Annotated in this window: 18 protein-coding genes, 1 tRNA gene and 3 pseudogenes; 7 read left to right on the top strand and 15 right to left on the bottom strand. The window is 47.8% G+C overall.

Translation table 11 applies throughout. The features are described 5' to 3' along the window. Positions 1-7: 7 nt before the first annotated feature. From C1N58_RS01775 to C1N58_RS01725, 11 genes are all read right to left on the bottom strand, one after another. Positions 8-100, bottom strand: a tRNA-Ser gene (locus C1N58_RS01775). 284 nt (positions 101-384) lie between these two features. Beyond that, positions 385-570, bottom strand: a complete 186-nt coding sequence (gene csrA / locus C1N58_RS01770) for a carbon storage regulator CsrA (RefSeq protein WP_006120718.1) — start codon at positions 568-570, stop codon at positions 385-387. Between the two features lie 249 nt (positions 571-819). Further along, a complete protein-coding gene (gene alaS / locus C1N58_RS01765) occupies positions 820-3,447 on the bottom strand; it encodes an alanine--tRNA ligase (RefSeq protein WP_054687162.1) in 2,628 nt (875 codons plus the stop codon). A gap of 131 nt (positions 3,448-3,578) precedes the next feature. Then, entirely contained in the window at positions 3,579-4,091 is a 513-nt protein-coding gene (locus C1N58_RS01760; protein ID WP_080752857.1) for a regulatory protein RecX, read from the bottom strand. A 114-nt stretch (positions 4,092-4,205) separates the two neighbouring features. Then, positions 4,206-5,276, bottom strand: a complete 1,071-nt coding sequence (gene recA, locus C1N58_RS01755) for a recombinase RecA (RefSeq protein ID WP_006120721.1) — start codon at positions 5,274-5,276, stop codon at positions 4,206-4,208. A 95-nt stretch (positions 5,277-5,371) separates the two neighbouring features. After that, the gene (gene pncC, locus C1N58_RS01750; RefSeq protein WP_054633241.1) at positions 5,372-5,866 is read right to left on the bottom strand and encodes a nicotinamide-nucleotide amidase; all 495 of its coding nucleotides are present in this window, start codon (positions 5,864-5,866) and stop codon (positions 5,372-5,374) included. Positions 5,867-5,971: 105 nt separating this feature from the next. Beyond that, positions 5,972-6,748, bottom strand: a complete 777-nt coding sequence (tam, locus tag C1N58_RS01745) for a trans-aconitate 2-methyltransferase (RefSeq protein ID WP_054633240.1) — start codon at positions 6,746-6,748, stop codon at positions 5,972-5,974. Between the two features lie 194 nt (positions 6,749-6,942). Continuing rightward, the gene (locus tag C1N58_RS01740) at positions 6,943-7,278 is read right to left on the bottom strand and encodes a zinc ribbon domain-containing protein YjdM (protein WP_006120723.1); all 336 of its coding nucleotides are present in this window, start codon (positions 7,276-7,278) and stop codon (positions 6,943-6,945) included. Positions 7,279-7,353: 75 nt separating this feature from the next. Beyond that, entirely contained in the window at positions 7,354-8,442 is a 1,089-nt protein-coding gene (mltB, locus tag C1N58_RS01735) for a lytic murein transglycosylase B (protein WP_054633239.1), read from the bottom strand. Positions 8,443-9,146: 704 nt separating this feature from the next. Continuing rightward, on the bottom strand, positions 9,147-10,019 hold the full coding sequence (locus C1N58_RS01730; RefSeq protein ID WP_394564517.1) for a DNA adenine methylase: 873 nt from the start codon (positions 10,017-10,019) through the stop codon (positions 9,147-9,149). Beyond that, positions 10,019-11,737, bottom strand: a complete 1,719-nt coding sequence (locus C1N58_RS01725) for an AAA family ATPase (RefSeq protein WP_394564516.1) — start codon at positions 11,735-11,737, stop codon at positions 10,019-10,021. Before C1N58_RS01725 ends, C1N58_RS01730 begins: the two co-directional genes overlap by 1 nt. Positions 11,738-12,075: 338 nt before the next feature. Here C1N58_RS01725 and C1N58_RS01720 point away from each other — a divergent pair, with 338 nt between their 5' ends. The 3 genes from C1N58_RS01720 to C1N58_RS01710 all read left to right on the top strand — a co-directional run bounded on the left by C1N58_RS01720 (position 12,076) and on the right by C1N58_RS01710 (position 14,803). Next, positions 12,076-12,657 (top strand): hypothetical protein, encoded by a 582-nt coding sequence (locus C1N58_RS01720; protein WP_394551379.1) that lies wholly within the window; start codon positions 12,076-12,078, stop codon positions 12,655-12,657. 8 nt (positions 12,658-12,665) lie between these two features. Beyond that, positions 12,666-14,000 (top strand): nucleotide-binding domain-containing protein, encoded by a 1,335-nt coding sequence (locus tag C1N58_RS01715; RefSeq protein WP_394551381.1) that lies wholly within the window; start codon positions 12,666-12,668, stop codon positions 13,998-14,000. Between the two features lie 485 nt (positions 14,001-14,485). Continuing rightward, complete coding sequence (locus tag C1N58_RS01710; protein ID WP_394551383.1) at positions 14,486-14,803, top strand: hypothetical protein; 318 nt, start codon at positions 14,486-14,488, stop codon at positions 14,801-14,803. Here the strand turns inward: C1N58_RS01710 and C1N58_RS01705 are convergent. Continuing rightward, positions 14,778-15,416: pseudogene (locus tag C1N58_RS01705) on the bottom strand (IS3 family transposase); the annotation flags it as partial. The gene C1N58_RS01710 and the pseudogene C1N58_RS01705 sit on opposite strands and share 26 nt — an antisense overlap. A 68-nt stretch (positions 15,417-15,484) precedes the next feature. Between C1N58_RS01705 and C1N58_RS01700 the strand changes: the two are divergent. Continuing rightward, positions 15,485-16,605 (top strand): IS3 family transposase gene (locus C1N58_RS01700; protein WP_394551013.1). Its coding sequence is split into 2 segments (ribosomal slippage): positions 15,485-15,743 and positions 15,743-16,605, totalling 1,122 coding nucleotides; the frame shifts between segments, so codons are not numbered across the junction. A 30-nt stretch (positions 16,606-16,635) separates the two neighbouring features. Here C1N58_RS01700 and C1N58_RS01695 read toward each other — a convergent pair. Next, positions 16,636-17,171: pseudogene (locus tag C1N58_RS01695) on the bottom strand (transposase); the annotation flags it as partial. A 76-nt stretch (positions 17,172-17,247) separates the two neighbouring features. Beyond that, positions 17,248-17,757, bottom strand: a pseudogene (locus C1N58_RS01690) (integrase); the annotation flags it as partial. A 157-nt stretch (positions 17,758-17,914) separates the two neighbouring features. Here C1N58_RS01690 and mutS point away from each other — a divergent pair. The 3 genes from mutS (at position 17,915) to C1N58_RS01675 (ending at position 21,957) form a co-directional block, all read left to right on the top strand. Further along, positions 17,915-20,476 carry a DNA mismatch repair protein MutS gene (mutS, locus tag C1N58_RS01685; RefSeq protein WP_394551385.1) on the top strand — a complete coding sequence of 854 codons (2,562 nt, stop codon included), beginning with the start codon at positions 17,915-17,917 and terminating at the stop codon, positions 20,474-20,476. 227 nt (positions 20,477-20,703) lie between these two features. Next, the gene (locus C1N58_RS01680; RefSeq protein WP_054633238.1) at positions 20,704-21,177 is read left to right on the top strand and encodes a helix-turn-helix domain-containing protein; all 474 of its coding nucleotides are present in this window, start codon (positions 20,704-20,706) and stop codon (positions 21,175-21,177) included. 48 nt (positions 21,178-21,225) lie between these two features. Continuing rightward, on the top strand, positions 21,226-21,957 hold the full coding sequence (locus C1N58_RS01675; RefSeq protein WP_054633237.1) for a 2-phosphosulfolactate phosphatase: 732 nt from the start codon (positions 21,226-21,228) through the stop codon (positions 21,955-21,957). Positions 21,958-22,025: 68 nt separating this feature from the next. Here the strand turns inward: C1N58_RS01675 and rpoS are convergent, their stop codons facing one another. Beyond that, complete coding sequence (gene rpoS, locus C1N58_RS01670; RefSeq protein ID WP_006120728.1) at positions 22,026-23,018, bottom strand: RNA polymerase sigma factor RpoS; 993 nt, start codon at positions 23,016-23,018, stop codon at positions 22,026-22,028. Positions 23,019-23,048: the final 30 nt, after the last annotated feature.

The raw sequence follows: 23,048 nt of genomic DNA, 5'->3' as shown, positions 1-23,048 counted from the left end.
TCGGAAATGGCGGTGAGGGAGGGATTCGAACCCTCGATACAGCTTTTGACCGTATACTCCCTTAGCAGGGGAGCGCCTTCAGCCTCTCGGCCACCTCACCTTACGCGTTCTTCCGAACTGCGCTTCTGAACTTTGCTTCCGCTCATCGGCACTGCGTGGCGCACATATTACTTTCCCGGACTTATAAGTCAAACAATTTTTCGGAAGGTTTTTTCTGTTTGCACAAATGACAGGCAATTGGGACAAAATGACGGCAAAAAGGGTGAATAATCAACAATGAAAGATGATGAAGTTAACAAAAATGGGCGATAAACAGAAAAAAGGAAATTAAGCGGCGGGAGGAAAAAGGGGAGCGTCTCGCACAGGTGCGAGACGCAGAATCTGTCAGACGTTAGTTTGTTGCGTTTTTTCGGCCTGGATGCGCTGGTAAATCTCTTCGCGATGCACAGACACTTCTTTGGGTGCGTTAACACCAATACGGACCTGGTTACCTTTGACGCCCAGCACCGTTACAGTCACCTCATCGCCAATCATGAGGGTTTCACCAACTCGACGAGTTAGAATAAGCATTCTTTGCTCCTTGAAAGATTAAAAGAGTCGGGCTCATACAGCTTCCCGGCGTTATCCATCACTTAACGCTGTACACAGGTTATGAGAAATACACCATTGCACATCAACGCGCCAATACATTCTGCTGATAAATAGTTTAGCCGAAATACGCTACATCAACCCGACTTTGTCACTAGCAAATTTAACACCGTATTAAAAAGCGCCGGAACATCAGTTCTGACGCTTGCTACGATGAATTATTTTATTTCATCACAGACGGCTCGAAACCCATCCTTCAACACCTGCCAGCGCACCTTTCAGTGCCGTAGCATCACTGCCACCTGCCTGCGCCATATCAGGTCGACCACCGCCTTTCCCGCCCACTTTCGGGGCAAGTTCAGCAATCAGCTCTCCCGCTTTTACGCGGTCGGTAAGATCTTTTGTTACGCCAGCAATCAATGACACTTTGCCCTCAGCGACAGTGGCCAGAACAATGATGGCCGAACCCAGCTGATTTTTAAGATCATCAACCATAGTGCGCAACATTTTCGGATCGGTGTTACTGAGCTCTGTCACCAGCAGCTTCGCGCCTTTCACATCAATGGCGTTGTTGCCAAGCTGGGCACTTTCCTGCGCCGCCTGCTGATCGCGCAACTGCTGTAATTCTTTTTCCAGCGACCGCACGTGATCAACCAGCCCACGCACTTTGTCGTTCAGGTTACTGCTGTTGGCTTTCACCAACTGAGCAATGTCCTGTAACTGACTGCTCTGGGCATAAACCTGCGCCAGTGCCGCTTCACCCGTGACCGCTTCAATGCGGCGAATACCGGCTGCGCTACCCGATTCAGCCTGAATACGGAACAGACCAATATCCCCCGTACGTGCAGCGTGCGTACCACCACAGAGTTCAACAGAGAAATCGCCCATGGTCAGTACACGCACGCGTTGGTCATATTTCTCGCCAAACAGCGCCATTGCGCCTTTCGCCTTCGCCGCCTCAAGATCCATCACGTCGGTTTCTACCGGTAAGTTGCGACGGATTTGCGCGTTCACAATATCTTCGACCTGACGAATCTCCTGAGGTTTCATGGCCTCAAAATGAGAGAAGTCAAAACGCAGGTATTTATCGTTAACCAGAGAGCCTTTCTGTGCGACGTGCTCACCCAGCACCTGACGCAATGCAGCATGCATTAAGTGCGTTGCGGAGTGATTCAGACGGATACGTGCACGACGTGCTTCATCAACCACCGCCTCCACGCGGTCGCCAATGCGCAGCTGACCGCTGCTCACTTTGCCAATATGCCCAATTGCCTGGCCATATTTCTGCGTATCCTGAACCTGGAATTCAACGTTATTGCCTTTCAGCACACCGGTATCGCCAACCTGACCACCCGACTCGCCATAGAAAGGCGTTTCATCCAGCACTACCACCGCATCCTGCCCTGCCGAAACGGTGTCAACCGCTTCACCTGCGACGAACAGCCCTTTCACCGTCGCGGCCAGGTCCAGTTGGTCATAGCCTTTAAAGGATGAGGCCGCATCTGTGCGGATGACATTGCTGTAGTCAGCGCCAAAGCCGCTGGCTTCACGGGCCCGTTGACGCTGTTGTTCCATGGCTTTTTCAAAACCGGCTTCGTCAATTTTGAGATTACGCTCACGGCAGACATCGGCCGTTAAATCGGCAGGAAAACCAAAGGTATCGTACAAACGGAAGACAGTTTCACCATCCAGCGTATCGCCTTTCAGTTTAGCCAGTTCGTCATCAAGCAGGGCCAGGCCACGCTCCAGCGTTTTCGCAAACTGCTCTTCTTCGCTCTTCAGAACATTTTCAACCTGAGCCTGTTGGCGCTGCAGCTCTTCGCCAGCCGCCTCCATCACCTCAATCAGTGGCGCAACCAGTTTGTAGAAGAACGCCTCTTTCGCACCCAACATGTTGCCGTGACGCACTGCACGACGAATGATACGGCGCAGAACATAACCGCGGTTTTCGTTCGACGGGATCACGCCATCCGCAATCAGGAATGCACAGGAGCGGATATGATCGGCAATAACGCGCAACGACTTATTGCTCAGATCGGTCGCACCAGTGACCTCAGCAACCGCGTTAATCAGCTTCTGGAACAGATCGATTTCATAGTTGGAATTCACATGTTGCAGGACCGCCGTGATGCGTTCCAGCCCCATTCCGGTATCTACCGACGGCTTAGGTAATGGCAGCATGGTGCCATCCGCCTGACGGTTAAACTGCATGAAGACGATGTTCCAGATTTCGATGTAACGATCGCCGTCCTCTTCAGGACTGCCTGGCGGTCCGCCCCAGATATGATCGCCATGATCGTAGAAAATCTCGGTGCAGGGACCACAAGGACCCGTGTCCCCCATCTGCCAGAAGTTATCTGACGCGTAAGCACTGCCTTTGTTGTCGCCAATACGGATAATACGTTCGCGCGGAACACCAATATCATTGGCCCAGATGTCGAACGCTTCGTCATCGGTTTCATAGACAGTAACCCAAAGGCGCTCTTTCGGCAGCCTGAACCATTGGTCACCGGTCAGCAGTTCCCAGGCATAGGCAATGGCTTCTTTTTTGAAATAGTCGCCGAAGCTGAAGTTGCCCAGCATTTCAAAAAAGGTGTGATGGCGTGCGGTGTAACCGACGTTTTCAAGGTCGTTATGCTTCCCGCCCGCACGAACGCAACGCTGCGAAGTGGTGGCGCGGGTATAGTCACGCTTGTCCTGACCGAGAAACACATCTTTAAACTGGTTCATTCCGGCGTTAGTAAACAGTAACGTCGGATCGTTGTTCGGTACCAGGGAGCTGCTTGCTACAACCTGATGTCCCTTACTATTGAAAAAGTCGAGAAACGCTTGACGGATCTCAGCAGTGCTCTTGCTCATATATATCCTGGAATCACGCTAACGAAAGGTCCTTCTTTATCAGGCGTACCGCGTTATCACGGCAGCAAGCTTAAGGAACCAAAAGGGGTAAGATAAATATTCTTCGGAGGGAAGTAAAATCACATCGGCCTTTAGTCGTCAAAATTTCTGAAAACCTGCTGAATATCTTCACTCAGAAAGCCTTTTGCATGCAGATAGCGTTGCACTTTTGCTTTTTCTTTCCATTCGGTCGGCAACGGATGGCCAAATTTCTTTTCTGCCAGTTCCGCTGCGCAGGCTGACCAGTCGATCTCCGTCTCTTCCATGGCGAGATCAATCGCATCACGGCTTATGCCCTTTTGCCCCAGCTCAAGCCGGATCCGTTGTGGGCCAAAGCCTTTACGGCTGCGGCTCTGAATAAATCGCTCTGTGAAGCGCTCATCGTTCAGCCAGCCATTTTCGCTGCACCAGTTGATGACCCTTTCCAACAGCTCGGGAGTGATAATTTCAGGTTCTTTTTGTTTTATCCACGCACTGCGCTGGGCAGATAACTGCAGTTTTTGTTTGAGCTCTTCGCGACTGTGATCGCGCTGACCCAGCAGGCGCATTGCCCGATCGAGCAGGCGTGAAAAAGAGATAACGTGTGGCTGAGGTTGTTCAGACATACTGCGCACCTTTAACAAACGGAAAGAGAGTATGGAGGCAGAGGAGGAAAGAGGAAAGGCAAGTGAGAGGTTAACGTCAAACGGGAGCAGATTTCTCTGCTCCCGTTTCAGGCATTAATAGTCTTCGTTTGCTTCGCTGGCTGCATTCTCAACGTCGTCAGCGGAGAAGTCCGCTGCGTCGTTTTGCTCAGCGCCGTTGAGCAACATGTCGCGCAGTTTCAGGTCAATTTCGTTCGCGACAGCCGCATTTTCCTTGAGGAAGTTGCTGGCGTTTGCCTTACCCTGACCAATTTTATCGCCTTTATAGCTGTACCAGGCACCCGCTTTTTCAATCAGCTTGTGCTTCACACCGAGGTCTACCAGCTCGCCAAAGGTGTTGATCCCTTCGCCATACATGATTTGGAACTCAGCCTGCTTAAAGGGCGCAGCAATTTTGTTCTTAACCACTTTAACGCGGGTTTCACTACCGACGACGTTGTCACCCTCTTTGATGGCGCCAATACGGCGGATATCAAGGCGAACTGACGCGTAGAACTTCAGTGCGTTACCGCCGGTGGTGGTTTCCGGATTACCGAACATCACACCAATTTTCATACGAATCTGGTTGATGAAGATCAGCAGCGTATTCGACTGTTTCAGGTTACCGGCCAGCTTACGCATCGCCTGGCTCATCATACGCGCCGCCAGGCCCATATGTGAGTCACCGATTTCGCCTTCAATTTCGGCTTTTGGTGTCAGGGCAGCAACGGAGTCGACGATAATCACGTCAACGGCACCGGAGCGCGCCAGCGCGTCACAGATTTCCAGCGCCTGTTCACCCGTATCGGGCTGTGAACACAGCAGGTTATCGATATCAACGCCCAGTTTCTTGGCGTAGACCGGATCCAGTGCGTGTTCAGCATCGATAAAGGCACAGGTTTTACCTTTACGCTGTGCGGCAGCAATCACCTGCAGCGTCAGCGTGGTTTTACCCGAGGCTTCAGGACCGTAGATCTCGACGATACGGCCCATCGGCAATCCACCCGCACCTAATGCGATATCCAGTGACAGGGAGCCTGTTGAGATGGTTTCCACATCCATTGAGCGGTCTTCACCCAAGCGCATGATGGAGCCTTTACCAAATTGCTTCTCAATCTGGCCGAGCGCGGCAGCTAAAGCCTTCTGTTTGTTTTCATCAATTGCCATTTCTACTCCTAATCATGCCGGGTAAACACGCACACATGGTGCCTGTGCACTTTCTGTTGCGAATAATTATACTGTATAGTCATACAGTATCAAGTTTAATTTTTCAGAAATTTACTGGCCAATGTCTGCAGCGCCCAGGCAACCGACTGACGGCGCACCGCATCACGGTCACCGTCAAACTGCTGGCGAAAAGCCATGACAATATCGTCGGGGCCGGCAAAGCCAAACCACACCGTTCCCACGGGTTTGTCTTCACTGCCCCCCTCCGGGCCAGCAATGCCGCTCACGGAAATGGCGTAATCGGCCCGCGCCTGCTGCCGGGCACCGACAGCCATTTCGCGCACTACGGCTTCACTGACCGCGCCAGATTGCGCCAGTGAGGCGGCACTGACGCCGACTAATTCCTGCTTGGCTTCATTACTGTAGGTCACGAATCCCCGTTCAAACCAGGCCGAGCTTCCACTGATGTCCGTAAACACCTTGGCGATCCAGCCGCCGGTGCAGGATTCGGCGCAGGTCACCGTAGCATTACGCTGCTTCAGCGCCTCACCAATCTGCGTACTCAACGTCTGCAACTGCGAATCATTCATTTTGTCGCTCCCTGTCAACGAGTACTGAACATGGTGCAAGCCCTGCCCTTTTTCAAGCGCCTGGGGTAAAGCAATGCAGAAATTGCGTGTGACTATCCAGATATTTTAGCGATTACGTGTCGCCACCATGAAAAGCCGGGGAAACGCCAGTAAGACCTTGCCGTCCTGCCGCGCCGGATACGCGGTCATGAGGCACTGGTGATAGGCGGCCAGAAACTGTTCCTGTTCAGATACGCTAAGTGGCGCAAGAAACGGACGCAGCCCGGTGGCTTTCAACCAGTGGATGATGGCCTGGGCATTATCCATAACGTGATAATAGGTGGTCCGCCAGATATCAACGGCACACCCGGCCGTTGTCAGCACATCGTAATAGTGTTCAGTTGAAGGTAATCGCTTGCGCTCGGCCGCCTGCGCGCTGATTTTGTCACGCCACGGCCCGGAAGTGGCCACATCTCGCATTAACTGATGTGAAGGCTCATCCAGATTATCAGGCATCTGGACGGCCAGCGTACCGCCGGGTGCCAGCTGATTTACGAGATGTGGTAAGAGCGAAGAATGACCGCCCAGCCACTGTAGCGAGGCATTCGCATAGATAACCTGCTGTGGAATCGCGGCCTGCCAGGTGGCGATATCAGCCTGAATAAATGCGCATTGTGGTAGACGTTCACGCGCCTGCTCCAGCATGGCAGCAGAACTGTCGAGGCCCGTAATCTGCGCCTGTGGCCAGGCATCGACAAGCAGCTCGGTACTGTTGCCGGGGCCGCACCCCAGATCGGTAACGAAACGGACATCTTCAACCCTGATTCTGGGCAGTAATTCCTGAGCCGGTCGTGTTCTTTCGGCTTCGAACTTGCGATACAGCGTGGGATCCCAGTCTTGCATAACGTTTCACCTCTCATGCGCTCCGGACACACAGAACATAGACGTATAAATACGCATAAAGTGCCCGTTCAGGCAACAAAAGGGATAATGTCCGGGGAGCTGTGAACGGATTGTGGCAGGGCCGGTGAGTACCGGTAACGCATCAGGGCGACGTGAGGACACATGAAATCGGGCGCGCTGGGCGCCCAATACCATCAGTTCTTTTTGACAAACTCAGACTTCAGCTTCATCGGACCGAATCCGTCAATTTTACAATCGATATTGTGGTCGCCTTCTACCAGCCGGATACTCTTCACGCGGGTGCCAATCTTCAGCACAGAAGAGCTGCCCTTCACCTTGAGATCCTTGACAACCGTTACGCTGTCGCCATCTGCCAGTATATTGCCGTTAGCATCGCGAACGACCTGTTCCTGAGCGCTGTCGCTGCCTTCAGCTTGCGTCCAGATATGACCACACGACGGACAGTTTAGGTTCTCAGCATCCTGCCAGGTGTAATCAGCCTGGCAAACGGGACAAGCAGGTAAAGACATAACGACTCCAGATAATAACGGCGGCACAAAATACAGGGCCGCCATCATATAGCCTTACAGTTAATAAGGGTAGTATTAAAACAGCGAGCCCTTGCGCGCCTTACTGACGGCTTCACCCAACTGCCACACAGCCATCGCATAATGCGTGCTGTTGTTATAACGCGTAATGGCATAGAAGTTAGGTAAACCGTACCAGTACTGATAACTGCTGCCTAAATCCAGCCGCAGCAGGCTGACCTGATCATTGCCGTCCAGCGGACCCTGGGGAGAAAGTCCTGACGCGGCCAGCGTACTGACGCTGTAACGGGTCTTAAAGCCATTCTCCAGCATCGGTGCCTGGCCGCTGGCCGGCACGGCCACATTCTCGCCAGGACGCCAGCCATTCTGCTGAAAATAGTGCGCGACGCTGCCTATCGCATCGACCGGATCCCATAAATTAATATGGCCATCACCATTGAAGTCGACAGCGTAAGCTTTGTAGGACGATGGCATGAACTGGCCATAGCCCATCGCACCGGCAAACGATCCTTTGAGATCGAGCGGATCGTCTTTTTCATCACGCGCCATCAGCAAAAAGGTTTCCAGTTCGCTGCTGAAATAGGCAGAACGGCGTGGATAATCAAAGGAAAGCGTAGCCAGTGCATCCAGAATACGGGTTTTGCCCATAACACGGCCCCAGCGCGTTTCGACGCCAATAATGCCGACGATAATTTCCGGAGGAACGCCATAGACCTGCTGCGCGCGCTGCAGAGCATCCTGATATTGATTCCAGAACGCCACGCCATTTTGTACGTTATCCGGCGTAATAAACTTATCGCGATAGCGGATCCAGGCACCGTTAGGCCCACTTGGTGGTGTATACGAGGGAGCCTGGCGATCCATCAGACGCAGGACATAATCCAGTCGTTTTGCCTGGCCGATGATGGCGTGGAGTTGCTGACGGTCAAAGCCGTGCTTCGCCACCATTTTATCAATAAATTGTTCTGCAACAGGGTTACTGGCGAAATCACCAAACATCGGTTGAACCGCATGTGCGGGTTCCAGTAAAAATCCGCCTTTCGGCGCAATCAGTTCCGCAGGAGGCTGCGGCTGCGAAGTGTGTGGCTTACTGCTACAGGCGGCAAGCAGGGCAAAAAGTGGAAGAAGAGCAAGCTTAGAACGCATTGGATATCCATATAACAAGCCAGACCAGGGATGTTAATGTTAATCGTTCAGCAGGAAGACATACAAACGTGATCGTATAAAAAATCGCTTTTTTTACCGCTGCATCGGCACGTTTTGTGAAGTGGCCCGAACGCTGAGGCCTCCCTTTACTGACGCGCTTTCTGTCAGCCTGCGGCTTTGTTAAGTTCATGACTCGCCGTGGCAACCCTGATGATGCAGAAGCCGTAAACTGGTAAGATTCCTGCACGGTACAGACATCCCTGTCTGTCTCTCTGTTAAACCACCGCCTTGACCGTGACGGGCAAAAGGAAGAGTCAACCTTGAGTAAAGATGAGATGAAAAAAGCAGAGCAAATGGACTTGAGCACCCATACGCCAATGATGCAGCAGTACTAAGTTAAAAAGCTCAATCAATTGAAATATATAATTATTTTATAGTATTTTAAAATTTAACATACTTAAAGAATACTTTCTTATCAACACTGGAAACTATCATAGGTAAATTCCCAAGCTGTAGATTAAATAACTATATCTACCCTAAAGACATTTAATGAAAATTTCAGAAGCATGAGCGTGTTATTAAACACTCGGAATCTAAACACACTATTGATATAATTTATATATATAAAAGTGAATTTAGTTCCCCCTTGGGTATGGCAAGTAATGTTACATCCAAAATACTACCTAATTTGCGATACTTTAAGATTATGCAGTTTTTTTATTAGGTATTTTTATTTTAGCATTAATAATTTTAGGGCTGAAAAACATTACTTCATTACCAACGTAGCGCTTTTGCGCTGTATAATTAAGATCATAATTTAAATTTTTACTATTTTGATACATGCTACAGATTTCAGGAACATTATCGTAAGATACAATCCAAGGGAAAGGAAAATCCTTTGACTGCAATTCTTTTGCGATCTCAAGATGATCATTGTGTTCATAATAATTTCGATACAATCCTTTGCCTTTAACATAATAAGGAGGATCTAAATAAATCAGTGAAGATTTTGGGAGAAAATCAGAGCTTTTTTGCAAAAGGGAAAGAGAGTCTTCACAATAGACAGATATACGCTCTGAAAAAGAAGCAACTTTATTAATCCTGGCAGCAATTACATCTTTTTTAAATCTTGCATCTAATTTGTAATTGCCCTTTTGCTCTTTTCCGCCAATAACTCCTGCTTTTAGAATTCCAGAGCGGTTCGTTCTATTTAAAAAAAGAGTAGCAAAACCTTTCTCAATGAAAGAGGATTCAGTTTTTCCTTGAAGTATATCTCTCCATTTATACCATTCTTCAATGGTAATTGGAGTGGCGTCCAGAAGCTCCAGGATGGCGTGAGTATGTTTAGTAATACAGACCCAAAAAGCATAAATTGCAGGATCAATATCATTGATATGTATATGATCAACATAATTATGAAACAGAAGATCTAAAGCTACACCAGCACCACCTGCATAAGGCTCAAGATAATGCCCACCAACTAAGTCATTACTAGATATTATTTCAGCTATATAAGGCGCGAAAGTAGCTTTGCCGCCAGGATAACGAAGCGGAGTATATAGCTTATTTGAATACATTACTTTCGCCCTCTAGGTGTTATTGTTAACAATGAAAGTTTTTCACTGTCTACATAAAACCCTTTCTTCATAGTTCTAATTAATATTTCATTAAAATTATACAGGAAATTATTTGAGGGTTCAATGTTATCATTTATCCAATTATGCCAAGGATTTTTTTTAACATTTTCTTTGAGAAAGCTTTGGAAATCAGCATGTTTATAGAATTTTTTGAATATTACTCGAAGCTTTCTTTTTTCTTCATTATCATTATTATGATAGTCGCTAATGATTTCAGAGAGATTTATTTCATCATCTTGGATATTTAACACGCTAATTATTTCAGCGGCAATATTTGTAAAAACAGAACGTGTGAAAAGGGAATTATTTTTCCATATACCGTTGTCAGGGCTAAGGTTAAAAAGATATTCAAAAATAAGTTGATCGGGGGGCAAACTACCTGGTAACAGTACTATCGATTTCAAGTTGGGGGTGATTTTATCTTCAACATCTGCATCCAAACAAACAATGCTTTTTGTAGCAAATTCAGGAATTTTCTTTGTGGCTAATTGTATATAATTACTGCAGCCTAAAGTAATATCGGGCAGGGGAGTGATAAATTTATTTATCTGCTGATAGTGCAACAGTGCTTTGAAAAAGTCATAACCTTCTCTATCTTCATAGTAAACATTTACTTTTGGAAGCGAAATATTCTCAGCTTTAGCAATGGTCCTAGTGTGTATATCGGCATTAATTTGAGACCAAGACATATCATGCATTGTTTGAACAGCACCATATGTATCACTCAAATATACAGTTTTAAAGTTGCCTCTGTATTTCTTGCTCAATTCATGAGCATACTCTATCAATGTAGGTGAGTGAGTTGTTATTATTACCTGTACGTTTAACTCTCTACACTCTCTTTCAAAAATATCTACTAACTTAGTCTGTGCTGCTGGGAAAAGTCCTGCATCTGCTTCATCAATAAGTAACAACCCTCCCTTGTATTCAGCATATTCTTCTTTTAACTTTCTAAAAGATAAAAGAGCTAAAATAATTTGCCCGGCGTTGTCTTCGCCAGCTGAAACTGAATCTTGATCATAATTATCACCATGTGACACTGCAGAGCTAATAGTTCCAGAAGTTCCAGTAGCGGAAGACGACGTTCTATTTAATAGCTCATTAGTTAAATTTATAAACTTGCTTTTATTATCATTGAAATATTTAAAACTGCTTATTGTATAATCACGATCTGTTATAGGATATAAACGTTTTAGGCTTAAAAAAATGACAGGGTGAGTAAAGTTTCTACTTGTATTTGATTTATCTTTAACAGTGCTGTTTTTTCTTACTACTGGTCGTGGTAGATCCCCTCGCTTTGATAATTCAAGTTGACCCGTGCTGTCTTGATTAGTGTACCCATCGAAAAGTTCAACATTAACTTCCATTGAACCAGCAGTGTCAAATTTTTCCGAAATTCTAAAGTGTTCTTTATATTGAGATTTGAATGGAATCCCAGTGACTTGCCTGAAATTTAAAATCTCATTTTTAACATAGTCTTTTTCAAAACTGAATATTTGTGCAGCAATACCGAGAATAGACGATTTTGACGTTCCATTTTTTCCACAAATGACTGTAAGTACTTCTCCAAACTCAATATCGACATTTTTTAATGCTCGGAACTTTACAATATTAAGGCTTTTGAGTCTGGTTTTAGTCTTTCTGGTCTTTTTAGCCATTATTTCACTCCAAGATTTAGGTGATTAATATAAAAAATTAAACTGTATTTAATAAAATGTTAAATTAAACTTCACTCAACAACTCAACCGACTGCTTAAAAAAACAGCACAAATGGTTAGATTCCTGAAAAGAATTAGAAAAAAACCGCTCAAAAGCAGTCCACACATCTACACTGACCTACAAAAAACCAACAAGAAACAACAGCTTAACCAAACCAAAACATTAGGATCATTCCTATTGCTTGGATTTTAAAGCGGAAGGTGTAGAATGTAAAATCATTTAACATCTTCTTTGATCCTTAACAGTAAAGATTAACTTATGTAAGTGGCGCTTAATCATGATTCGATCAGATAGTAAGAATTGTTCTAAACCTGTAGACGAAACCTCAATATCTGGTTTTAGTCTCGAGAAAAAAATTGAGTTATTTAACAAAATAATTGTTCGCACTGACAGTTATCATAATTATGCTAATACAAAATCCACTATAATTATTACTTTCATAAGTGCGCTAATAGTATCTATTTCTGCAAATATCGGTAAGGCTCTTGACCTATTAAGTACGTCTGGTATATCAGATATCTCTATTATATTTAAGTTGTTGTCTGCAGTAATAATCATAATATTATTCCTAGCATTTTTTACGGTAATAGAAACAGCCATTCCTTATATAAATAAATCTAAAAAAGAAAACATCTACTCATTTATTGACACTTATTATTCTTACGCAAGCGAAGAAGTTTATGAAGAAAAAGTTAATTCGATAGCCCAAAAAGATATACTCGAAGGGTTAGTATCATTGCAATATAACCTTTCGCATGGTCTTGTAAAAAAATATAAAGCACATAAGAAATCTATTAACTTACTTAAGTTGGCTGTTTTTTTATGCTTTATTTGTAGTGTTATCATATTTTATGCGTGAGGAAGAAAATGGAATTTAAAGATATTTTTTCATTAGCTAATAAAGAAATTAACGAAAGATTAAACGGAAGTTCTAAGAACTTTAAAAAGTCATTCGCCTATGATTCAGACGCAATATTCAAAAGTAGTTCAGTATCTGGTTCAATGGAAAGCTTGGCTGCCAATGAATCTTTCGGATTATCACTAATTGAGACTAATGAAATTACTTCGACAATTAGGAGAGCATTTAATAAACCAGCGGAACCAAAGCGAACCATTGGCTGCCACCCTGATTTTGAACATTTAAAAAACACCTCAGTGCTAGAAAATGGATATTCAGTTACTTTATTTTTGGATATTGCGGGTTCAACTAAGCTAGGAAAGCTTTATCCTTCTGAAATCGTATTTAATATTAAGAATACAATTATAAAATATGCGATTGAGATCATTCAGTCTTTTGATGGTCATGTGCATAGGATCATGGGCGACGCAGTAATGGCTTTCTTTAGGAGTAATGAAAAAGATCGTAGCGGAAAAATAATTGATAGTGGGATTGATGCCATTAATTGTGCCGTTTATATTATCGAGTTCGTCGAGCAGGTTATTACACCTTATTTTGGTGGTATTAAAATAGCAGATCCTATTGGAGTTCGAATTGGAATAGACTATGGGAAGAATGACGATATTATATGGGGTAATTATGGCGCGTTTGGAGCTTTCGAAGTTACTGCTACTTCTTATTATGTAGATGTAGCCGCAAAATTGCAGCAAAGGGCTAAAACTAATAAAATAATGATAGGTTCAAATTTAAAAAAACTTTTAGGGTTTGGAGCGGAATATACAGGCTATCTAACCAGAAAAAAAACTAAAGACGGGAAACCTTATGATAAAGAGTACAAATATGTTGAGCCTAATTACAGCATTCGCGGTAATCAAATAAATTATTATCAATATGAATTAGATAATAAATCATATTTTAGCTTTTTACCCTATGGGCAAAAAAATAGTGATTTATCAGTTAGCTTAAAAGCAATTGATAAGAATGGAAGAGAGTTCTATTATTATCCCTGTTCGTTAGCTTTGGATCGGAACTTGGATTTGGAATTCAAGGTGCAATTTTTTTCCCATGCTCAAAGTGGCATACAAATTAAGTCTAGAAAGGTAAATACGGGTATTGATGCAAAAAACAATTCAGCTACGAAAGAAAAGATAAGAGTACATAACGCTGAATATTATAATGGATCATTCAATGGAACGGTCAGTGAATCAACTCGATATCATGGACTGCACCATATGTATATTTCAATTTTAAAAGATTCAAAGCCGATTACAAATGAGTTATGTTTTAGTATTTTTATATCATGACCAAATAGTTTTTTAAGCAAGGGCTAACTCAGCGAAGCTGAGTAGCCTTGCTTTTTATGCCTTGCAGTTTAAAAAGGGTAAACTTAAGAGCTTCAGGCTTCAATGAGTGAAATTCGTTAACAATCTATATTAGGCATTGAGTTTTTTTTAAAATTACACCTATGCAGAACAATGCAAGAAAGGTCGAGAGGCCACCTTACGGCAGCCCCTCCAGTTCCCCATATATGGGGCAAGTTAATAGTTAACTATATAAATTCAAAAACATCATAAGTCGATATCGTTGAAATTACAATTATGTTTTACATCATAATAAAAACTTGTCAATACTTAAAACCCAACTTTTCAAATGCTGGCATAAAATAAATTTAATTTTTGCATATATATATAAATTACCACGCGCCACATTGACAAAAACTCTATATCATATATAAATATTTCAAGCATAAGGAATATACTTATCTCTATATATTAGAAAAGGAACCTCTATGGATACCACCTATTACCCTCCCCTTGCAGAGAATCTGCGTATTCATTGCGTCAGCGTCAGACTTAATAACGCTGAGTTAAATACTTTGGATTATGAACGAAAGCAACATGCTAAGGGAGAATGGCTTCGCATGTGCTTCATGAAAAACCAACCGGTTGTTGTCCCAGAAATCAACCGAAGCGCATGGAAAATGCTCGGTGAGATAAATCAAAGGCTCAACGAACTCTTAAACCACCTTAATGCTAAGCAATCCTGCAGCCCGCTGACCAAGACAGAACTCTTTGTAGTGGTCAACAAAAACTGGCCACCACTTTAGAGTTTTTCCAGTATCGACTTTCTGATTCGTTTGGTGGCAATCCACCGTTATATTCATGCGGCCTGAACGTGCTGTAATAACCCACGATGTAATCTGTGATCGCATGAGAGGCCTCACTGAAGTTCATGTATCCCGTCACTGGAACCCACTCATTTTTCAGGCTTCGGAAGAACCGCTCCATTGGGCTGTTATACCAGCAGTTCCCGCGCCGACTCATGCTTTGCCTGATCCGGTATCTCCACAGTAACTGCCGGAACTGCCTGCTCGTATAATGACTGCCTTGATCGCTGTGGAACATCACACCTTCTGGCTTGCCGCGAGTTTCCCACGCTATTTTCAGCGCTTTGATAGTTAGCCTGCTGTCCGGAGAGAACGACATTGCCCAACCCACCGGTTTTCTCGCGAACAGGTCGAGAACAACGGCAAGGTATGCCCAACGTGTTCCGGTCCAGATATAAGTCACGTCGCCGCACCACACCTGATTAGGCGCTGTCACTGCAAACTGCCGCTCAAGATGATTCGGGATGGCGATGTGTTCATGGCCACAGCGCTTATAACGATGAGTCGGTTGTTGACAACTCACAAGTCCCAGTTCTCTCATGAGCGTGCCTGACCTGCTCCCCGTTGATTAACACACCGCGATGTTAGTAATGTCTTCATAAGCCACATGAGGACATCCCCATGAAGAAGCGTTTTTCCGACGAACAGATCATCAGTATCCTCCGCGAAGCTGAAGCCGGGGTTTCTGCCCGTGAACTCTGCCGCAAGCACGCCATTTCCGATGCCACCTTTTACACCTGGCGTAAGAAGTATGGCGGTATGGAGGTGCCCGAGGTTAAGCGGCTGAAGTCGCTTGAGGAAGAGAACGCCAGGCTCAAGAAGCTGCTTGCCGAAGCCATGCTGGATAAGGAGGCGCTTCAGGTGGCTCTGGGGCGAAAGTACTGACGACAGACCAGAAGCGGCAAGCCGTGATGTTGATGTGTGATGTGACCGGTCTGTCGCAACGTCGTGCCTGCAGGCTGACAGGTTTGTCCCTGTCGACCTGCCGCTACGAGGCTCTGCGTCCGGCGGCTGATGCGCATTTATCAGAGCGCATCACTGAGCTGGCACTGGAGCGCAGGCGTTTTGGCTACCGCCGCATCTGGCAGTTACTGCGCCGTGAAGGCCTTCATGTTAATCACAAGCGCGTGTACCGCCTTTATCATCTGAGAGGGCTGGGCGTAAAACGCAGACGGCGTCGTAAAGGGCTGGCAACAGAACGTCTGCCGCTGCTCCGCCCGGCGGCGCCCAACCTGACCTGGTCGATGGATTTTGTCATGGACGCGCTCGCCACCGGTCGCAGGCTCAAGTGCCTGACCTGTGTGGACGACTTCACGAAGGAATGCCTGACGGTCACTGTTGCCTTTGGGATTTCAGGCGTGCAGGTGACACACATTCTGGACAGCATTGCGCTGTTTCGAGGCTATCCGGCGACGATAAGAACTGACCAGGGGCCGGAGTTCACCTGCCGCGCACTGGATCAATGGGCTTTTGAGCATGGTGTTGAGTTGCGCTTAATCCAGCCGGGCAAGCCAACGCAGAACGGATTTATTGAGAGCTTTAACGGACGCTTTCGCGATGAATGTCTGAATGAGCACTGGTTCAGCGATATCGTTCACGCCAGGAAAGTCATTAATGACTGGCGGCAGGATTATAACGAGTGTCGTCCACATTCAGCACTAAATTATCAGACGCCATCAGAGTTTGCAGCACGATGGCGGAATGGAAAATGTGAAGGTAAACAAACCGACATTACTAACTGATGGTTGTATCTAATACTGGGGGCAGGTCATGCCAGCAAGCCATCGCCCCATCGGCAAGCCTCTCTGCGTTGCCATGGCCGCGATGCTTCTTGCGCCAGCAGAACCATGACTGATGTTATGCAGTTCCAGAACCTTGCTGCGTAATACAGCCCGTCTGCCGTCTGGCTTTTCAGGACGGTTTTTCCAGTATTTGTAGCTGCTGCGATGAACCCCAAACACGTGGCAGAGTGTGGCCACAGGATAATGCGCTCTGAGGTTTCCGATTAACGAGAACTGTTCAGGGAGTCTGACATCAAGAGCGCGGTAGCCTTTTTTAATATTTCATTTTCCATTTCAACACGTTGCAGTTTTTTCTTCAGTTCACGTATTTCGATTTGTTCCGGGGTAATCGGGGAAGCTTTTGGCGTATTGCCCCGGCGTTCATCACGCAACTGTTTTACCCATCGGGTCATTGTGGAGAGACCTACATCCATAGCACTGGCCGCATCAGCAACAGTGTAGTTTTGATCAACAACGAGTTGAGCGGATTCGCGTTTAAATTCTGCGCTGAAAATTCTTTTTTTCATTAAGGCACCTGTCATGTTCTGAGATGAGCATATCACCTCTGTTCAGGTGGCCAAATTTAGTAAACCACTACATTTCCCATTCCTTGAGCTTTTGTTCGGCTTTGTCCAATACTCGTATTGAGTTTGCTTTTGCTGGTTTACTTCGTCCCAGTAAGTGCTGTTTGTACTGAGCAAAAATCTCACTCAGAGTCAGCTCGGCAATATCAGCTTCACGCTTAACGGCATTTGGATTCCTTTGTGTAGCCTTCATTGATTGCGCATAGGTTCTGGCAACTTCACGCGCCTGATCGATCGAAGCAAAATCCGATACATTGCCTATCGTTGCTCTAATGACTTGTGAAGGCGACTTGCCTTCAGAATGACTCCTGCCTCCACCAGACACCCTTCTTTGAATGATATAGGTCTTCTTTGTTGCACTAACCTTAACGCCAAAGCCTACAGGTGAATCGCGATGGTTGTCAGTGATAAGATAGGGCTTACCAGAAATGTTAGGCACATACACAACTCGTCCGTCTGAATCAAACTCCGGTTTCGTTTCTATCGACAACTTATTGATTATTATGGATTGATTCAGAGTCATCTTCACAGTTGTTGCCTCATGTATACCAGAAGAGCCATGTTGTATTCTCGATAGTAGCTAGAATACCTCAGGCATACAAATTTTCGGATTTAGATAGGTTTATCAGGGTTTCAAATGGGGCCACTTGAGTACTTCTAAAACCATAAAAACGAGTTAATTCAATATGAAAGAGTCTACAGACAAGGACTTTTCTACTCATACGCCAATGATGCAGCAGTATTTACGCCTCAAGGCCGAGCATCCTGACATCCTGCTGTTTTATCGCATGGGCGATTTCTATGAGCTGTTTTACGACGATGCGAAACGCGCCTCTCAGTTATTAGACATTTCCTTAACCAAGCGCGGTGCCTCGGCGGGCGAACCGATCCCTATGGCCGGTGTCCCCCATCATGCGGTTGAAAATTATCTGGCGAGGCTGGTGCAACTCGGTGAATCGGTCGCCATCTGTGAACAAATTGGCGACCCGGCGCTCAGCAAAGGGCCGGTCGAACGTAAGGTCGTCCGCATTGTTACCCCAGGCACGATCAGTGATGAGGCACTCTTGCAGGAGCGGCAGGATAACCTGCTGGCCGCTGTGGTGCACGGTGCGCGCGGCTATGGTTATGCCACGCTGGATATCAGTTCAGGCCGGTTTCGTCTGAGTGAGCCCATGGATCTGGAAACCATGGCAGCCGAACTGCAGCGAACCAATCCTGCCGAACTCCTTTACCCGGAAGATTTTTCGCCGATGTCGCTCATCGATCAGCGTCGTGGTCTGCGCCGTCGTCCTTTGTGGGAATTTGAAATTGATACCGCGCGTCAGCAGCTTACTTTGCAGTTTGGTACGCGGGATTTAAACGGTTTTGGTGTGGAGCAGGCCCATCTCGGCCTGCGCGCGGCGGGTTGTCTGCTGCAGTATGTCAAAGATACCCAACGGACCAGCCTGCCACATATCCGCGCCATCAGCATGGAACGTCAGCAGGACAGCATCATCATGGATGCCGCCACCCGACGTAATCTCGAAATTACCCAAAACCTTGCAGGCGGTACCGAGAACACCTTAGCCGCGGTGCTGGATAAAACCGTCACGCCAATGGGCAGCCGGATGCTAAAACGCTGGCTGCATATGCCGTTGCGTGACAGCAGCGTCATCGCGAAACGACAGGAATCAATCGCCGAGCTGCAGGCGCTGAGCGACGTGCTTCAGCCCGTTCTGCGCCAGGTCGGTGATTTGGAGCGTATTCTGGCCCGCCTGGCGCTACGCACGGCGCGTCCACGCGATCTGGCGCGCATGCGCCATGCGTTTCAGCAGTTGCCGGAACTCAACGATCTGCTGGCAAACGCCGGGTCCGCCCACCTGAAAACCCTGCGTACCCAGATAGGTGACTTTAGCGACCTGCGCACACTGCTTGAGCAGGCCGTTGTCGAATCCCCACCGGTATTAATCAGAGATGGCGGGGTGATCGCCCCGGGTTATCACGCTGAGCTGGACGAGTGGCGCGCCCTGGCGGATGGCGCGACGGATTATCTGGATCGCCTGGAGATCCGCGAACGTGAAAAACTCGGTCTGGACAGCCTGAAAGTCGGTTTTAACGGCGTGCACGGTTATTACATTCAGGTCAGCCGGGGTCAGAGCCATCAGGTGCCTATTCACTATGTCCGCCGTCAGACTCTTAAGAATGCTGAACGCTATATCATTCCCGAGCTGAAGGAGTATGAAGACAAGGTCCTGACGTCAAAGGGCAAAGCACTGGCGCTGGAGAAAAGCCTGTATGAAGGCCTGTTTGATCTGCTGCTGCCGCATCTTGAAGCGTTACAGTCAAGTGCGGCGGCGCTGGCCGAACTGGATGTACTGAGTAACCTCGCGGAACGCGCATGGACGCTAAACTACTGCCGTCCCACGCTGCACGACAAGCCCGGGATTAAAATCACCGCCGGCCGCCATCCGGTAGTGGAGCAGGTCCTGAAAGAACCTTTTATCGCCAACCCGCTCTCGCTGGCACCACAACGCCGCATGTTGATCATCACAGGCCCGAATATGGGCGGTAAAAGTACCTATATGCGTCAGGCTGCGTTAATCGCGCTGATGGCCTGGATCGGCAGTTTCGTTCCCGCCGAAGAAGTGGTCATTGGTCCACTGGATCGTATCTTCACCCGTGTGGGCGCAGCAGATGATCTGGCCTCCGGCCGCTCGACATTTATGGTCGAAATGACGGAAACGGCCAATATTCTGCACAACGCGACAGAAAACAGCCTGGTCCTGATGGATGAAATCGGCCGCGGCACCTCTACGTATGACGGCTTGTCGCTTGCCTGGGCTTGTGCGGAAAATCTGGCGAATCGAATCAAAGCGATGACCCTGTTTGCAACGCACTACTTTGAACTGACGACCCTGCCTGAGAAACTGGAAGGCGTGGTTAACGTTCACCTGGATGCGGTAGAACATGGCGATACGATTGCGTTCATGCACAGTGTGCAGGACGGTGCCGCCAGTAAAAGCTACGGGCTGGCCGTGGCCGCGCTGGCTGGCGTGCCAAAAGAGGTGATTAAACGCGCGCGTAATAAGCTGAAAGAGCTCGAAACGGTTTCCAGTCAATCCGCAACGTCAAACGTTGACGGCTCGCAGTTGCCGTTGCTGGTGGAAGAAACGTCTCCCGCCGTAGAAGCGCTGGAAGCACTGGATCCCGATACGCTGACACCGCGCCAGGCGCTGGACTGGATTTACCGCCTTAAAGCACTGGTCTGATGACGGCCGCCCTTTCGCGGGGCGGCTACGGACTTCCCGTCACGCGTTTCTCTGCGCCCGCTTTCTTTACCCCTGCTGGCGCATCCTTCTGCTACCGCTTTACGCGATTACAGGCTGATAAAGCGGTGTCATAATGCTGTCGTGTGCCTGTCGTGCTGCGATCGTGTTTCTGTCGACACTTACCGGCGATGCTGCAAACCGATTGTTTACTCTTTCGGAGACTCATTATGCGTAACCTGAACAACGTCAGAGAATATCGCCTCGCACATGCCTGGTCACAGGAACAACTGGCGGAAATGGCCGGCCTCAGCACCCGAACCATACAGCGCATCGAAAACGGCGATCCGCCCAGCCTGGAAACATTGAGCGCACTGGCGGCCGTGTTTGAGATTAACGTGACCGATCTGACCGATGCCCCTGCGAATAACGGTGAAGCGCTGGACAGCTACATTTCTGACGCCCGCCAGCAGCTCGCTGCCGAGAGCCGGTTTTACCGTTCTCTGTTTAGCGCTGTGGTGGTATGCGCATTGCTGTATGTCCTGAACCACTTTACGGCGCCCAATGACCGCTGGTCACTCTGGGTCGCCGCCATTTGGGGCGCCTTACTGCTCGTCAGAGCATTGCGTCTGTTTATATTTAAGGATGCGATCCGCCGCTGGCAGCAAAAACGGCTGCAAAAATTATTGCGCAGGCAGGGCTAACTTCCGCCGGTTGCACATCGCTGTTACACCACACTGCGGGAAAAGCCTATGAACTGGTATCGTCAGGACGCGTTTGCTGTTCGTCTGGAATGGGGGATCCCGGCCATCGATCATCTGGCCGGGGACGTGGATATCATCGTGATTATTGACGTGATGTCCTTTTCTACCTGTGTCAGCGTGGCAGTGGAGAACGGGGCGCGCGTCTATCCTTATCCCTGGAAAGATCACTCTGTCACGCAGTATGCGCAGTCCGTCGGTGCCATCGCGGCTAACAGCGACAGGCGTTTCAGTGGCGAGGGCTACAGTCTGTCGCCGCGAACGTTACTCAGCGTTCGTCCGGATGAAAAACTGGTGCTGCCCTCCCCTAATGGCTCCGCAACCTGCTTCAGGGCGCGGGAACGGGGCGTCCCCGTGCTGACAGGCTGCCTGAGAAACCTGACCGCAACGGCCGAAGCCTGCTGCGCCTTCAGCCGTATTCTGATTGTCCCCTGTGGCGAACGTTGGCCAGACGGGAGCCTTCGCCCCTGTATTGAGGATTATGTGGTAGCGGGGGGAATCATTGCCGCGCTGGCACAACGCACGCTTTCACCTGAAGCGCAGACCGCTGTCGCCGCCTGGCACGCTCATCAGTCCCAGAATTTCGCGGCACTGTTTCACTGCGCGTCCGCAGTCGAGCTGATACAAAGAGGCTTTCCGGACGATGTGACACTTTGCCTGACAAAAGATGCCGCCCGTCAGCCCTGTTTTCTGACAGGGGAGTATTTTGCCGGACAGGCTTAAGCGTAAATAACAGACAAAAAAAGCGATGGGGGTTACCCATCGCTTTCTGTTGACGTGCCGTGTTCAGCTTATTCGCGGAACAGTGCTTCAATGCTGAGGCCCTGACCTTGCAGGATTTCGCGCAGACGGCGCAAACCTTCAACCTGAATCTGGCGCACACGCTCGCGGGTTAAACCGATCTCACGGCCAACATCCTCAAGCGTTGCCGCTTCATAGCCCAACAGGCCGAAACGACGAGCCAGCACTTCGCGCTGCTTGGCGTTCAGTTCGAACAGCCATTTAACGATACTTTGCTTCATATCGTCGTCTTGCGTGGTATCTTCTGGGCCGTTGTCTTTTTCATCGGCCAGGATATCCAGCAGCGCTTTCTCAGAATCGCCCCCTAAAGGAGTATCAACTGAGGTAATACGTTCGTTGAGACGCAACATACGGCTTACGTCATCAACCGGTTTATCCAGTTGTTCTGCAATCTCTTCCGCACTCGGCTCGTGGTCGAGCTTGTGAGAAAGTTCACGCGCAGTACGCAGATAAACGTTCAATTCTTTCACAATGTGGATCGGCAAACGAATTGTCCGGGTCTGGTTCATGATTGCCCGTTCAATGGTCTGACGAATCCACCAGGTGGCATACGTTGAGAAACGGAATCCACGTTCTGGATCAAATTTCTCAACGGCGCGAATCAAGCCGAGGTTACCTTCCTCAATCAGGTCCAGCAGGGCCAGACCGCGATTGCTGTAACGTCGTGCAATCTTCACCACCAGTCGTAAGTTACTTTCGATCATGCGGCGACGAGAAGGAATATCACCTCGTAATGCCCGGCGAGCGAAGAGTACCTCTTCCTCGGCCGTCAGCAATGGAGAATAGCCAATCTCCCCAAGATAGAGCTGAGTAGCGTCAAGGACACGTTGCGTCGCACCCTGCGCCAGCAACTCCTCTTCTGCTACATCATTGTCGCCAGAGTCATTTTCGACGAGCGCCTTCTCATCAAAAATTTCTGCTCCATTCTCTTCGAATTCCGCATTCTCATGTAACTCGTTTACTTTCAGCGTATTCTGGCTCATAAGTGGCTCCTACCCGTGATTCCAGGGCAG

Source organism: Pantoea sp. SGAir0180 (genome assembly GCF_043546245.1).
Note: the sequence above shows the minus strand (reverse complement) of the source record. Positions and strands in the feature narration are given on the sequence as shown.

Bases quoted from the DNA above. Each gene is read 5' to 3' on its own strand.
- C1N58_RS01760 (WP_080752857.1), bottom strand. From the start codon at position 4,091: ATGTCTGAACAACCTCAGCCACACGTTATCTCTTTTTCACGCCTGCTC.
- recA (WP_006120721.1), bottom strand. From the start codon at position 5,276: ATGGCAATTGATGAAAACAAACAGAAGGCTTTAGCTGCCGCGCTCGGC.
- mutS (WP_394551385.1), top strand. From the start codon at position 17,915: ATGAAAGAGTCTACAGACAAGGACTTTTCTACTCATACGCCAATGATG.
- mltB (WP_054633239.1), bottom strand. From the start codon at position 8,442: ATGCGTTCTAAGCTTGCTCTTCTTCCACTTTTTGCCCTGCTTGCCGCC.
- csrA (WP_006120718.1), bottom strand. From the start codon at position 570: ATGCTTATTCTAACTCGTCGAGTTGGTGAAACCCTCATGATTGGCGAT.
- C1N58_RS01720 (WP_394551379.1), top strand. From the start codon at position 12,076: ATGATTCGATCAGATAGTAAGAATTGTTCTAAACCTGTAGACGAAACC.
- alaS (WP_054687162.1), bottom strand. From the start codon at position 3,447: ATGAGCAAGAGCACTGCTGAGATCCGTCAAGCGTTTCTCGACTTTTTC.
- C1N58_RS01710 (WP_394551383.1), top strand. From the start codon at position 14,486: ATGGATACCACCTATTACCCTCCCCTTGCAGAGAATCTGCGTATTCAT.
- tam (WP_054633240.1), bottom strand. From the start codon at position 6,748: ATGCAAGACTGGGATCCCACGCTGTATCGCAAGTTCGAAGCCGAAAGA.
- pncC (WP_054633241.1), bottom strand. From the start codon at position 5,866: ATGAATGATTCGCAGTTGCAGACGTTGAGTACGCAGATTGGTGAGGCG.
- rpoS (WP_006120728.1), bottom strand. From the start codon at position 23,018: ATGAGCCAGAATACGCTGAAAGTAAACGAGTTACATGAGAATGCGGAA.
- C1N58_RS01730 (WP_394564517.1), bottom strand. From the start codon at position 10,019: ATGTATTCAAATAAGCTATATACTCCGCTTCGTTATCCTGGCGGCAAA.
- C1N58_RS01680 (WP_054633238.1), top strand. From the start codon at position 20,704: ATGCGTAACCTGAACAACGTCAGAGAATATCGCCTCGCACATGCCTGG.
- C1N58_RS01725 (WP_394564516.1), bottom strand. From the start codon at position 11,737: ATGGCTAAAAAGACCAGAAAGACTAAAACCAGACTCAAAAGCCTTAAT.
- C1N58_RS01715 (WP_394551381.1), top strand. From the start codon at position 12,666: ATGGAATTTAAAGATATTTTTTCATTAGCTAATAAAGAAATTAACGAA.
- C1N58_RS01740 (WP_006120723.1), bottom strand. From the start codon at position 7,278: ATGTCTTTACCTGCTTGTCCCGTTTGCCAGGCTGATTACACCTGGCAG.
- C1N58_RS01675 (WP_054633237.1), top strand. From the start codon at position 21,226: ATGAACTGGTATCGTCAGGACGCGTTTGCTGTTCGTCTGGAATGGGGG.